General features: G+C 38.6%; 13 protein-coding genes. 7 read left to right on the forward strand and 6 right to left on the reverse strand.

The window, feature by feature from the left end:
• Positions 1-5 precede the first annotated feature (5 nt).
• Positions 6-1,163 (forward strand): MFS transporter, encoded by a 1,158-nt coding sequence (locus OOA_RS06030; protein WP_008911253.1) that lies wholly within the window; start codon positions 6-8, stop codon positions 1,161-1,163.
• Positions 1,164-1,291: 128 nt separating this feature from the next.
• Here the strand turns inward: OOA_RS06030 and OOA_RS06035 are convergent, their stop codons facing one another.
• Positions 1,292-2,122 (reverse strand): PhzF family phenazine biosynthesis protein, encoded by an 831-nt coding sequence (locus OOA_RS06035; RefSeq protein ID WP_008911254.1) that lies wholly within the window; start codon positions 2,120-2,122, stop codon positions 1,292-1,294.
• Between the two features lie 392 nt (positions 2,123-2,514).
• Between OOA_RS06035 and OOA_RS21240 the strand changes: the two genes are divergently transcribed.
• Positions 2,515-3,615, forward strand: a complete 1,101-nt coding sequence (locus tag OOA_RS21240; RefSeq protein ID WP_008911255.1) for an NAD(P)/FAD-dependent oxidoreductase — start codon at positions 2,515-2,517, stop codon at positions 3,613-3,615.
• Positions 3,616-3,618: 3 nt separating this feature from the next.
• Positions 3,619-4,392 carry a GNAT family N-acetyltransferase gene (locus tag OOA_RS21245; protein WP_008911256.1) on the forward strand — a complete coding sequence of 258 codons (774 nt, stop codon included), beginning with the start codon at positions 3,619-3,621 and terminating at the stop codon, positions 4,390-4,392.
• A 101-nt stretch (positions 4,393-4,493) separates the two neighbouring features.
• On the opposite strand, the gene ddlA is transcribed toward OOA_RS21245, so the two are convergent.
• From ddlA to OOA_RS06060, 3 genes are all read right to left on the reverse strand, one after another.
• Positions 4,494-5,597 (reverse strand): D-alanine--D-alanine ligase, encoded by a 1,104-nt coding sequence (gene ddlA / locus OOA_RS06050; protein ID WP_008911257.1) that lies wholly within the window; start codon positions 5,595-5,597, stop codon positions 4,494-4,496.
• A 202-nt stretch (positions 5,598-5,799) separates the two neighbouring features.
• A complete protein-coding gene (locus OOA_RS06055) occupies positions 5,800-6,291 on the reverse strand; it encodes an NUDIX hydrolase (RefSeq protein ID WP_008911258.1) in 492 nt (163 codons plus the stop codon).
• Positions 6,292-6,364: 73 nt separating this feature from the next.
• On the reverse strand, positions 6,365-7,702 hold the full coding sequence (locus tag OOA_RS06060) for an aminotransferase-like domain-containing protein (RefSeq protein ID WP_008911259.1): 1,338 nt from the start codon (positions 7,700-7,702) through the stop codon (positions 6,365-6,367).
• Positions 7,703-7,835: 133 nt separating this feature from the next.
• Between OOA_RS06060 and OOA_RS06065 the strand changes: the two genes are divergently transcribed.
• Positions 7,836-8,711 carry a DMT family transporter gene (locus OOA_RS06065; RefSeq protein ID WP_008911260.1) on the forward strand — a complete coding sequence of 292 codons (876 nt, stop codon included), beginning with the start codon at positions 7,836-7,838 and terminating at the stop codon, positions 8,709-8,711.
• A 72-nt stretch (positions 8,712-8,783) separates the two neighbouring features.
• Here OOA_RS06065 and OOA_RS06070 read toward each other — a convergent pair whose 3' ends face one another.
• The gene (locus OOA_RS06070) at positions 8,784-9,374 is read right to left on the reverse strand and encodes a TetR/AcrR family transcriptional regulator (protein ID WP_008911261.1); all 591 of its coding nucleotides are present in this window, start codon (positions 9,372-9,374) and stop codon (positions 8,784-8,786) included.
• A 157-nt stretch (positions 9,375-9,531) separates the two neighbouring features.
• Here OOA_RS06070 and OOA_RS06075 point away from each other — a divergent pair, with 157 nt between their 5' ends.
• Positions 9,532-10,731: an MFS transporter gene (locus OOA_RS06075; RefSeq protein WP_008911262.1), complete on the forward strand. Its 1,200-nt coding sequence runs from the start codon at positions 9,532-9,534 to the stop codon at positions 10,729-10,731.
• Positions 10,732-10,800: 69 nt separating this feature from the next.
• Here the strand turns inward: OOA_RS06075 and leuE are convergent, their stop codons facing one another.
• Complete coding sequence (gene leuE / locus OOA_RS06080; protein ID WP_008911263.1) at positions 10,801-11,442, reverse strand: leucine efflux protein LeuE; 642 nt, start codon at positions 11,440-11,442, stop codon at positions 10,801-10,803.
• Between the two features lie 673 nt (positions 11,443-12,115).
• Here leuE and OOA_RS06085 point away from each other — a divergent pair.
• Both OOA_RS06085 and OOA_RS06090 read left to right on the forward strand, forming a co-directional pair.
• Positions 12,116-12,817, forward strand: a complete 702-nt coding sequence (locus tag OOA_RS06085) for an AzlC family ABC transporter permease (protein ID WP_008911264.1) — start codon at positions 12,116-12,118, stop codon at positions 12,815-12,817.
• Positions 12,814-13,128, forward strand: coding sequence for an AzlD domain-containing protein (locus OOA_RS06090; protein WP_008911265.1), 315 nt, complete (start codon positions 12,814-12,816; stop codon positions 13,126-13,128). The genes OOA_RS06085 and OOA_RS06090 overlap by 4 nt, the downstream gene beginning before the upstream one ends.
• Positions 13,129-13,610: the final 482 nt, after the last annotated feature.

The raw sequence follows: 13,610 nt of genomic DNA on the forward strand, positions 1-13,610 counted from the left end.
ATAAAATGACACTATCTACTAAATCATTAGAAACGGCACTAACACCAGCAAAAAAAGAACAAGTTTCCACTCGGATTATCTTTTTTATTGCAGGTTTTGCGACAGCTTCATGGGCTGCATTAATCCCTTATGTAAAATTAAATACGGGGGCAAATGATGCAACATTAGGATTATTATTATTATGCTTTGGCCTTGGAGCCCTCGTCGCAATGCCTTTAACCGGCGCTATTGCGGCTAAATTTGGCTGTCGACGACTCATGGTCGCATCAACAATTGCCTTTTGTCTTCTATTGCCGCTATTACCCGCTATTTCACACATTGGCTTATTAGTCTTTGGTTTATTACTTTTCGGAATTGGCATTGGACTAACAGACTGCGCAATGAACATACAGGCCGTCATTGTTGAAAAAAATTCTGATAAGGCCATTATGTCAGGTTTCCATGGCTTCTATAGCGTGGGCGGTATTGCAGGTGCTGGGGCAATGAGTGCTATTTTGTTGACTGGCATTCCACCGATCATAGCTTCTACCATTATTTCCTTAATTTCATTATTGCTTTTGCTCATCAGTTTTAAAGGCTTTTTAAACTATGCCAATGCGCCAACAGGCCCACTTATCGCTATCCCAAAAGGGATTGTACTTATTATTGGTATTGTCTGTTTCGCGGTCTTTCTTGCTGAAGGTACGGTGCTCGATTGGAGTGCTGTATTCTTAATTGAACATCATGGATTGAAAGAATCCCTTGGTGGACTTGGGTTTGCTGCATTTGCAACAACGATGACTATTGGTCGTTTGACGGGTGATAAAATTGTGATGCGAGTGGGATCAGCCCGTATCGTATTCTGGGGAGCGTTATTTGCCTCTTTAGGATTTATCATTGCCGTCTTATCCCCATTCTTGTGGTTAGCCATTTTTGGCTGTGCAATGGTCGGTGCGGGCTGTTCAAACATTATACCCGTGATGTTTTCAGCCATTGGCAAACAAAATACAATGCCTGAGGCACTGGCTGTACCTGCGGTCTCAACACTCGGTTATCTGGGCATTTTAGCAGGTCCCGCCGCTATTGGTTTTGTGGCATTTCAATTTACATTAGCAACTGCGTTATTAATGATAGCCGGATTATTAGTTGTGGTTGCTTTTGTCACTAAATTAGTCAGAGTATAAAATAACGCACTCTGGTTTCGATTTATCCAATCGCAGCCAGAGTATTTACATGTTGTTATAAACTAATAATATTGACGTTGAAGGCTGGGAATTTGAGTCCCAGCCTGATGTATAAGCCTCCGTTAAGATTAATCCAACTCAACAGATCCACTAATGCAATTCACAACATCTCCGGCAATCCAGATACCTTGGGCATCTGAAGAAACATAAATAATGCCATCACGACTCACTTTTTGACCTTGCCCTGCAATATAATTTTTGGGTAGTTTACCTTGCGGGATTAGCCATTGTGCTATGGCTGCGTTTAAACTTCCGGTAACAGGGTCCTCTTCGGAAATTGAACAACAAAAGCCTCGAACTTCGAGCTGCTTTTCATTTTCTATAGGCCTAACCGCACAAGCACCAATATCATAGCCTTTCAATCGTGAATAATCGGGTGTGAGAGATAATAATTTGTCAACCGATTTTAACAGGATGACCAGCCATCCCGGTCCGTTATCTAACCATTCACAGGCTTCAACATCTTGCTCTTCAAGAGCAAATGCCTTGAGTATTTTAGCTCTTTCATCTTGTTCAACTTCCCCAGTGCGAATAAGCGGTGGTGCCATAAACGCGAGTCGACCTTCAGACTGTTTCAGGTTGACTAAACCGGCACCGCATTCTTGGGTAATAGTGGTTCTATTTTGCTGTCCGTATGCTTGTTGCCAAACATAGCAACTTCCTAGTGTCGGATGACCGGCAAAAGGCAGCTCACCTTCAGATGTAAAAATACGCACACGATAATCTGCATCAGGATGCTTAGGCTGTAATAAATAAGATGTTTCACTTAAGTTTGTCCATTTTGCAAACTGAGCCATTTGCTCGTCAGATAGTGAATCCGCACCGACAACCACAGCAAGTGGATTGCCATTCAACCTTTTATCAGAAAATACTGTTACTTGCTCAAATAGAAATTTCATTGTTAATCCTGTTTGCTTTTATGCATGTTTTAATCAAATTGATTTTATCCCTGTATCGGCATAACCCTCAGAACCAAGCAGAAGAAAAGCATCAGAGGTAACCAGTAATATGACGGCTATAATAATTTTGAGAATATTAATACACATATAATGAATATTACGGTATATATACGCCGTCATAATTCAAGTCGTATAACGTGTATTTGTTGATGCATTACTCATGCATCTGTGTCCCCATGATATCAATGATGATCCATCAATATCCTTACCGACATATAATTTGACATATGATAACTAAATTACAATAAATTGATTAGTTTATGACTATTTTTTGCAGCAATATTTTAACCAAATACGCTTAGTTTAATTTGATCCTGTCACTCTGGTAAATCATGAATTCAAAAAATCAAAGTAGCATAATTATTGTTGGTGCAGGTATTATTGGGACAACACTTGCATGGTACTTATCCTGCAATTTTAACGGAAAAATTATGCTTATTGATAAATCTGAAGCTGGCTTAGGTGTGACTCAACATGCCTTTGCTTGGCTCAACGTATCCTATGGTAGGCCAGATGGTTATAGCAAGCTTCGACAACTTGCCTTAAGAGAATGGCGTAATCTTGATCGGCTAACCAACGGTCAACTCAATATTAATTGGTCTGGTGCAATAAGTTGGCAAGAAAATGAAGCTGCAACCCGTCAGTTTATTGATTCCCATAGTGAAAAAGGATTCAAAATTCGTGGCTTAACAAAACATGAACTGCAAGCCATAGAGCCTAATTTACTCACTCTCCCAGAGTTAGCTGCATTTTCTGAAGATGAAGGCTATGTTGATCCTACTTATGTAACACAAACCCTTCTCAAACTTGCTGTAGCACAAGGCATCAACTACTTACCTAATACCGATGTGTTAGCGATGGTGCACGAAAATAATAAAATCACGGGCATCACGACTTCGACGGAAACGCTCTACGCAGATCAAGTCATCATCACCGCAGGTGTAGGTGCGATTGAATTATTAAAAACCTTACAAGTAACCTTACCGCTCTTTGCATCACCTTCTATTATTGCCCACTTTCAGTCACGGGGCACACCACCGGCGATGAAACATATTATTTCGACACCCGAAATGGAAGTTCGCCCTGCAACTGATGGAAAAACACTTTGTGCTGAAGATTATATTGACGACACTCCCGAACATAGCGCAACGCATATCGCACAAAACGCGCTATGCACCCTCAAAAAATCTTTTATAAGTACAGATGATCTAAACTTAGAGAAAGCGTTCACCGGAATGCGACCTATGCCACAGGATGAAATGCCGATTGTTGGTAAAGTTACTGATTTTAATGGTTTATATATTATTAGTATGCATGCTGCCGTTACCCTTGCGCCCTTAATTTGCCATCTGGCGCAGGATGAAATAATACACAACACAGAACAGGCCGCACTAAGCCCATATCGATTAACACGCTTTGCGTCAGGTAACTGAAAAATGAATATTCCACTCTATTATTTAAGGCATTATCAGTCCATTGAGAAAACGTTTTGGACTTCGATTTGTGAGCATAGTATCCAAATCGAACAACATACGATTTGTTACCTCACTCCGCTAAATTCGCCTGTATTTAACTTTATTTATCTGCAACCTGAATCAACCATTCATGCCTTTAAACAGGCGCATCATCTTTTTGTGGCACAAAATAAAAATCATACTTTGGTGATCCCTGAGGAGATGCTAAAAGAAGTCGTTACTGAGGCTGAATCTTTAGGCTATCAATATGATAGTGTGACAACGGCGATGGCATTAGCTCTTGATCAACAACTTCCGGTTAATTTACCTGAAAATCAAGTTGATATTGTTTTTGCAAACCATGACCTCTCATTATGGGCAAAACCGTTAGTATCCGCTTTTTATATCTCAGATGAGCATGATCAGGTTGTTAATGAGTATATTCGTTATCATGAAGATGCCCTACTACAAGGCGCTCCACAATTTCATCTCGTCTTACTCGTTGATGGAGAGCCGGCAACGTCAATGACCGTCACCATCGAGGGTGCGTTAGCACGTTTCGACGATATCGGTACTGAACCTACTCATCAAGGTAATGGCTATGCTTCGCAATTAATTGCTTATGCATTAGCATTTTGTCGCCAACAAGGTGTTGAGCATTGTTTCCTTGATGCATCTGAAGCTGGTTTTGATTTGTACAAAAAATTTGGCTTTGAGCCACTGTTCCGTTATAGCAACTATGTTTGGTGTAAGTAGAAGAAAACCTCATTACCTTACTCTATCAATCAAAATAATATGTAAAAAGTTCTAATGAAAACCTTGCCGGAAGATACCAGTACCCAGCAAGGTTTAATGAATTAGTTTGCCTCACAAGCTGTTTTTAGAATCGCAGTTTGTTGATATTTTTCGATACCTAATTCAATAAGACGAGTAATCAGTTCTTGGTAGGTCATTCCACTTTTCTGCCATAATTTAGGGTACATACTAATATTAGTAAAACCTGGCAGTGTATTGATTTCATTAATAACGATTTGATTATCTTCAGTCAAAAACACATCAACACGCGACATACCACAACAATTTAATGCACGGTAAGCTTGTAGTGCAACTTCTCTAATTTTATCGCTAATATCTACTGATAAATCGGCAGGAGCTACAACAGAAGCACCGTTTTCATCGATGTATTTTGTATGATAAGCATAGAAACTATTATGAAGAACAATCTCACCACATAAACTCGCCTGTGGTTGATCATTACCTAACACAGCACACTCTATTTCGCGTCCTTTCACCGTACTTTCAATAAGCACTTTGACATCAAATAAGAAAGCAAAATCAAGGGCCGCAGTGAATTCTTCTTGATTAGTCACTTTACTGATACCGACAGAAGAACCTTGATTTGCAGGCTTAATAAACAGTGGTAATCCAAGCTGTTTCACAACAGATTCATAATTGATAGTTGAACGACCTGTTGTTGTAATCGTGATGAAAGGAGCAATTTGTAATCCGGAATCACGTAATAGTCGCTTAGTAACGTCTTTATCCATACAAGCAGAGGAGCCTAATACGCTAGGGCCGACAAAAGGTAAATTTGCCATACGTAATAAACCTTGTAATGAACCATCTTCACCTAAGTTGCCATGAACAATAGGGAAAATAACATCAATTTGAGGAAGCGGCTGTGCATCTTCAAGCGAAATAAATTGCTGTGTTGTTTTACCTGGAATAATTGCAATACTACGCTTTGGCGTGTTAAGTGCGATTCGGGCGGGATCATTCGCGTGGACTAAAAAATCAGCTTCATTATATTCATGCCAATGCCCTTCTTTATCAATACCGATAAGGCATACATCAAATTTATTGCGATCAAGACCATTTATGATATTTTTTGCTGATTGTAAAGAGACTTCATGCTCCGTTGATTTACCACCAAAAATAACACCTACCCGTAATTTGCTCATTACTCTCGCTCCACCTTAAAAAACGACAAACTTAAGTGATGAAATATAACACGTGAGTAAATAGTTATGTGACAAAATCTTTATTAATCACATAGGGTTGCTGAAAGAATAAGCAACTAAACTATCAGACCCTCTTAGCTCACTATTTCTGGCTAACGATTACATTTTGTTGGGACAATTTTTATCCATTTCAAAAATATCGTTAATCATGCGAATCAAACATCGTATGGTTCAAAGTATGGTAGGTATTTACCATACTCGCTAGCTCTATCACATCATCAGGAATATCGAGGCTCGACATTTCATCAAATGGGATCCAACAAAAGGTAGAATCAGGCATTACATTCGGTGTGATTAATTCACATAAATAAATCATATCTATATGCCAGTGATCGCCTTTTTTATTATCGGCAATAAACTCTTTCAAAATTGCTAATGGCATAGGTAGTACATGGACATGCTTTGAATTGCTCACTTTATTTTTCATGGGATAAGCACAATCAACGACTCGGCAAGCTAACCCTGTTTCTTCCAACACCTCTCTAATTACTGCATCCTGAGGCTCTTCGTTCGTTTCTATATGCCCACCTGGGGGTAACCAAAAACCTAATTTAGGATGCTTATGCAGCAAAAATTCGCCTTTACTATTACGGATCATCGCTGTCGCCGTAAAATGTTTATATTCATTTATCATGCAACACTACTTCCTTAAATCAATCAACCAAGCTAATTTATCACTCATATCGGTATTATATATTGCATCAAATTTAAAGATCGACCATATACAATATTACTGCTTGGATTTGCTGTAATGTAGACTTCAATTGTTCATGAGATAGTGAACTTATTGCTACGCGAATAGCGTGTGGAGCTGATTGTACTCCCGCATAAGAAGCTGCTGAGCTCACTACAATATTCAATTTTACTAAACGACTTATTAATGCTTCAGTTCGAACATCTTCGGGTAAAGGTATCCAAACAAAATAACTATTTTCATGTGCCACATAATTGATTTTATCAAAAGTCTGTCGTACGATTTTTTGCCTTTCTTTTGCATCAAGCCTCTTATCTTGTTCCAGTTTTTCAACTTCTCCACTTTCAAGCCAATCACAGATAATCGCAGTGGTGATCGCAGGTGTATTCCAAGTCGTAATACGAATGATACGTTCTATATCTGCAATATATTTTGCGGGGGCGACGACCATACCAACTCGCAAGCCAGTGGCAATATTTTTTGAAAACCCTGAAATATAAAATGTGATATCAGGTGCTAACTGAGCTAATGGCGGTGGTGGTGAATTGTGTAAATAGGCGAAAGAGCCATCCTCAATCAGATAGAAATTATGCTGTTTCGCAAGCTGAATGATTCTATTACGCGTACTGAGATCCATAACCCAGCCCAGCGGATTATGTAATGTTGGCATCGTATAATATCCACGAATATTTCGTTGTTGGCATAATTTTGCAAATACAGTTAAATCTGGACCTGTTTCTGTTACTGGAATCGTCACTAAATCTATATGATAAATCTTCGAAAGTGCTTTAAAACCGGGATATGTCAGTGCATCAACGGCTATCACATCTCCAGGATTAAAGATCCCAAACATAACAGTAGCGAGACCATGCTGGGCACCACTGACTAACGCAATATTGTCAGGATCAACGTGTTTAAGTCCGCGTTTTGCTAAATATTTTGCGATGATAATTCTTTCGTGACGGCGCCCAGCATTCGGTAAGTAGTGTAAAAAACTTTCTAAGTCTCCGCCTGTCGAGAGCCGGCGCAGCACATCGCGTAACAACTGAGTTTGATTGCTGGTTATTGGGTAAATATAGTTAAGATCTAACATACTCGGCACAATATCATGTTCAATACTCGATGTTGGCAATAAGCTGATATCACGTACAAACGTTCCTCTTCCAGTTTCACCGCTCACAAGTCCTAGATTTATTAACTCTCGATAAATACGTGACACTGTCACTAATGAGACGCCTTGCTGTTTTGCAAATGCACGATGTGTTGGTAATCGTGTGCCCGGTGATAATTCCCCCGAGTGAATTTGGCGGGCAATATTATCAACATAGCTTTTATAACGAGTTGTACTCATGCAATTGTACCTATGACAATTTTTTGATTGTCATAATTATCTACATTAACTTAAGGAAACTCAAGTAATCTGTCGCTTATACACGCCTTACGCCAAAGCACTTAACCATATGAAATATAACAGGAAACAAAAAATGACATCACAATCTCATTCAACACGGGGCTGGATTAATGGATTTATTGGCGTAGTTATATTCAGTGGTTCCCTTCCTGCAACAAAAGCAGCGATCTCAGGCTTCACGCCTGATTTTTTAACTGTTGCTCGAGCGACAATAGCTGGCCTATTAGCAGTACTCATTCTCATCACATTTCGTCAAAAATTTCCAAGTAAAAAGCAACTTACCGCCTTGTGTATAGTTACGTCGGGGGTCGTGATTGGCTTTCCACTGTTAACTGCTTTCGCTTTAGAGCATATAACATCCGCACACTCAATGGTGTTTCTCGGGCTATTACCGTTATCTACCGCCATCTTTGCCGTGTTGCGTGGCGGTGAGCGCCCTCGCAAAGCATTTTGGTTTTTTTCTGTGCTGGGGAGTTTTTTTGTGGTGAGTTTCGCCTACCTGCAAGGTGGAGAGAGTTCGCTCATTGGCGATTTATACATGATTGCCGCTATTTTATTATGTGGACTTGGCTATGCTGAAGGCGCGACATTAGCCAAACAACTCGGTAGTTGGCAGGTTATCTGCTGGGCACTGGTTTTATCTTTACCTTTAATGATAATACTATGTCTATTTCTTTGGCCAAGCACCTTGAATAACGTACCTACCTTTGCTTGGGGTGGGCTCATCTATGTTTCGATATTTAGCATGCTTATTGGTTTCTTTTTCTGGTACAGAGGGCTATCAGAAGGTGGTATTGCAGGTGTAGGACAATTACAGCTAGTGCAACCCTTCTTGGGATTGATGCTATCTGCTTGGCTGCTACATGAAACTGTTAGTTCCCTAATGATGCTGGCAACCTGTGGTGTTATTCTCTGTGTAGCGGGCTCAAAACACTTTACTCGCAAATAACCCTCTGTGAGCGAGTGACTGCCGCATACTAACAGTCTGCTTTTATTCACGGCTTACTCATCCGTACCTAGGCTATGTTTCGATAATTTTCATTGCTGTATCAACCATTGCATAAAGTTGCTCTGCACTCGCGCCGTCTCTTGCTTGCATTGAAAGTGCTTGCACAATCCCATAAAAGAAAGTGGCCAATGAAGCTACATTTACGTCAGCCAAGTGCTCCTCCTCATTCTGACCACGAACGATCCGCTTTAAGATCAAATCATAAGTTTCTTCGCGCAATGATTTTAAAAAATGCCATTCTTCCGTATTTTCAGTAGATTGGTTTACTACGCCCATAATAATCAGACAGCCGCCAGCTTGCTGGGATGTATCAGTTTTTACACTCATTTCTAACATTGCTCTGAGCCCTTGAGCTAATGTCGTCCCCTCATTGAGAGCATTCATCGATTGCGAACCGACTTCTTCGACATATAACTCCACTGCTTCACGAAAAGTCGCTTTTTTACTGCCAAAAGTGGCATAAAAGCTAGGTGCGTTAATTCCCATTACTTTCGTTAATTCAGCAAGTTGAGTATCTGTATAGCCTTTTGCCCAAAATAGCGTCATTGCTTTAGTCAGCGCTGATTTTCTATCAAAGTTTTTAGGTCTGCCTCGTTGCGCCATATAACCCCCTATATTCTATTTTTGTAATTCAAATAACATAATTAACTTGACGATTAATATCAAGTCAGTTTATTTATGTAATCTGAATTACAAAAACAAATCATTCTTCTTTTCTCTGTCGAGTAAAAGCAAAAAAATAACTAAACTAAGGTTTTTCATGCAATTAAAATCAGTTTCAACGAATAACAAAACCACAATCCCATTTAGCATCTATATATTGGCTTTTGGGATATTTGCTATCGTAACCAGTGAATTTCAGGTTGCTGGCATGCTTCCTGTAATGGCTCAAGATTTAAGCGTTTCTATTGCTCAAATCGGCTATTTAGTCTCAATTTATGCTCTTGGAATGGCCGTAGGAGGTCCTCTTTTAGCGATTTTTTTACTTCATAAACCACCAAAAACAGCACTACTCATTTTGTTTGCCATCTTTATCGTAGGTGAAGCATTAGGGGCACTTGCTCCACAATACTTAACACTGATTATTGCAAGATTGATAACTGGTGCGGCCTCCGGTGCTTTTTTTGGTATTGCATTAGCAATCTGTATTGAGCTTGTTGCGGAAATTCATCGAGGTTGGGCAATCGCGATTGTTTTATCCGGGATCATGTTAGGAACCATTATTGGGCTACCAATGGCAAATCTTATTGGTACGCATCTAGGTTGGAGGGAAAGCTTTTGGGCAGTTTGTGTACTTAGCCTGTTTGCTAGTGGCCTCTGTGGATGGTTTATCCCAAACATTGAAAAACAGGCCGTATTGAGCCTTTCGGATGAATTAACATCATTAAAACAAAGTCGAATTTGGTGGGTATTTGCGACAAGTTTATTAATAATTGGCGCTACATTCTCAGCTTTTACTTATTTTACACCAATTTTAAAACAACTTACGGGCTTCAGTGATAATGCAGTTACCCTGTTATTGATTATGTATGGTGTTGCTACATTGATAGGAAATACAGTTGTAGGTAAATTTGCCGAACGCTATACCATAAAAATTATATTTATTGGTTTGTTCTCATTAAGTTGTTTTTTATTATTATTTGCACTTTTCCCTTCATCAAAATTGATTACGTTGTTAGCGATTTTTGGTATTGGTTTAGTCGGTGTGACTATGAACCCAGCAATGGTAACTAGAGTGATACGGACTGCGAATGGTCGACCGGTTATTAATACCCTTCACTCTTCTGTGATTACTTTAGGGATTGTTACTGGGTCTTTCTTCGGCGGACTGGGGATTAGTTACGATTTTGGCCTAACAGCACCACTTTGGGTGGGTTTGATTATGGCTATATTAGGGCTGACAACCTTATTAATCGAATATCCTCAGCCCAAAACAAAATTGGCGAGTTTAAAAAATTAAGTTTGATAACCAGCATTAACCATAAAAAAGCCGGCTTAAGGCCGGCATAATAAAGGTAAACATAAATTATTAAGCTGTCATTGCTAATTTAGCACCGAACATTAAAAATACTGCGCCGATACAGCTATTTGATAAACTGGATAATTTTTTATTGTGTTTTACCATGTTAGTCACTGCAACAGCCCCAAAAATCAACATAGATAAATAAATCATACTGCATGCTTCAAGAATAACACCCAAAATAAAAAATGGGATACCTGCACTTGGGTATGAAGGATTTATAAACTGAATAAAGAATGAAACATAAAAAATAATCATTTTAGGATTTAATAAGCTGAGAAATACCGCTTTTTGATATGTCCCTTTAGTGGCGATAACGATAGCATCCACTTCACTCTCTGACTGTTTTTTATGAAACACACTATAGAGCGTCTTTATTCCTAAATAAAATAAGTAAGCCGCACCTGCATACTTAATCACACTAAAAAACATCGGTGATGTTTTGACTAATGATGCAACCCCTAAAAATGATAGAAAAATCAGGATTGCATCACCTGTAAATACCCCCAATGCCGCTTTATAACCATTTTTAATGCCATACTTTGCACTACTGGTTAAAACAAATAAAGAATTAGGACCTGGAACCAATGTAATAAAAATCACACCGATTAAATAAGTCCATAAATTAGTGACACCTAGATTTTCAAGCATAAGGAACCCGCTAACCTAATAAAAGTTATAACAAAAAATAAACATATCCACTTGATACTGACTATGATACACGGGGTTTAAACGCTATAAAAGATATCACCAACTATAATTAATAATATAGTTACAAACACCATTTAAAGAAGAAAATAGTTACACTAAGAACCAAAAATATTTATTAAGTAAAATAAATAACCCAACAAGCCATCCATTATTAGAATTTCACTAACAACAACAATTATTCAGCTATTTAGCTCTACCAAAATCGATATAAGCAAACTTATAATCTAAAACAAATACATAAATAGTGATGGTAAAATTAATTTCAATTAAAGATATAAATAAAACAAAGTAAATTGATTTACCCGACAAATAACTCATATGAATCAAAGTAACAAATAACCTTATTTATCAAAAGTAACTAATGAATAAACACAAATTTATAATTAAAATGGCTAATACATACAACAATAGAGTGTTCCAAAGAGTGCTGGATATAACCTAGTGATTCAAATAGTTAAAGTATGATGGATATATAAACCATACTCATCCTATGCTACTTGAAGTAAGTCAGGTATAAATTGATAATATCTGTTGATAAATAGGCTTTTATTCTATCTGATATGCAGTCTCATCTTGATAATATTTATAACTATTAGAAAAAGGTATTCAATTAATGTACTCACAACAACGTAGCCAATGGCGACGTGCCCTTGTTGATGGTGCGATGCATAGCGCGCCCTTAAATTTAGCCGTAATTCCATGGGGATTTTTAGCAGGTTCAATGGCAGTTGACGCCGGACTGACATTTTGGCAAAGCATGGCGATGTCTGCCATCGTTTTCGCTGGAGCAGCACAGTTAGTGACGCTAGGATTGCTTAATTCAGGTGCTGGCTACATTACAATTATTATTTCGGTATTTTTTATTACTTCACAACATTTGCTTTATGGTCTAACCATGCGACCTCATGTGAAGAGCTTTACTACCACCGAGCGACTCAGTATTGGTTTTTTGCTAACTGATGAATTATTTGCTATTAGCGCAGCAAAACGCCAAGCATTAAGTTTCCCTTATTTATTTGGGGCAGGATTCAGCTTTTATCTTGTTTGGCAAATTACCAGCTTGTGCGGCATTATTATGGCTAATTTCGTTACTGATTTAAGCAACCTACATTTAGATTTTTCAGTCGTAGCCACTTTATTAGCTATTGTTGTCCCCCTCACAAAAAAAATTAGTACTGCTTGTGGCGTTGCTTTTTCACTCATTGTTGCAATAGTACTTTCACTTTATTCAATTAGCAGCGCTATTGTTATTGCGGGTGTCGGTGGAATGTGTGTTTCAGTTGTGGTTTCACGTTTATTAAAGGAAGAAAAATGATCTGGATATTAATTATCGCTCTAACAGCAATTGTTTTCTCTTTACGCTATGTGTTCTTGATCCCGCAGCTACCCGTCAGGTTACCACTTTTTGTCAGACAAGCGCTTGGCTACTCGGCACCTTGCTTGTTAACTGCAATTTGCGCCCCCGTTATTCTTTTAGAAAACCATGAGTTACGCAGTTTTCCTGATAATCCCTACTTATGGGGAGCATTATTTTGTGTTTTTTCCGCAATTTTATTCAGGAATATGCTATTAACTGTTGGGCTAACATTAGTCTTTTTCTATGGGTTGATTTACTTTATGGGATAATCTGCAATTTAAGAGTAACTAATGCATCTTTAGATGCGTAAAATCTAGCGAAATATTTTCCTTTACCGATTGTTATGCTCCAGATAATTCAAAATGCATGTAGTCAACTTGAATATATATACACAAAATAATTCATGATGCATGTAGTCAACTTGCATATATATACACAAAATAATTCATGATGCATGTAGTCAACTTGCATATATATACACAAAATAATTCAAGCTGTATGTAGGCGACAAATGAAGATAGTCGGGGAGCATAGGTCACTATGTGACTCGGCTAGCTGAGTGCAGTCAACACCCATATAGCTTGAAGTATGACGTGTATAGGCGACAAACGAAGATAGTCGGGGGGAGCATAGGTCACTATGTGACTCGGCTAGCTGCGTGCAGTCAACACCCTTACAGCTTGAAGTATGACGTGTATAGGCGACAAACTAAGATTGTCGGAAGAGCATAGGTCACTATGTGACTCGGCTA

This window comes from Providencia burhodogranariea DSM 19968 (assembly GCF_000314855.2).
GTDB lineage: Bacteria > Pseudomonadota > Gammaproteobacteria > Enterobacterales > Enterobacteriaceae > Providencia > Providencia burhodogranariea.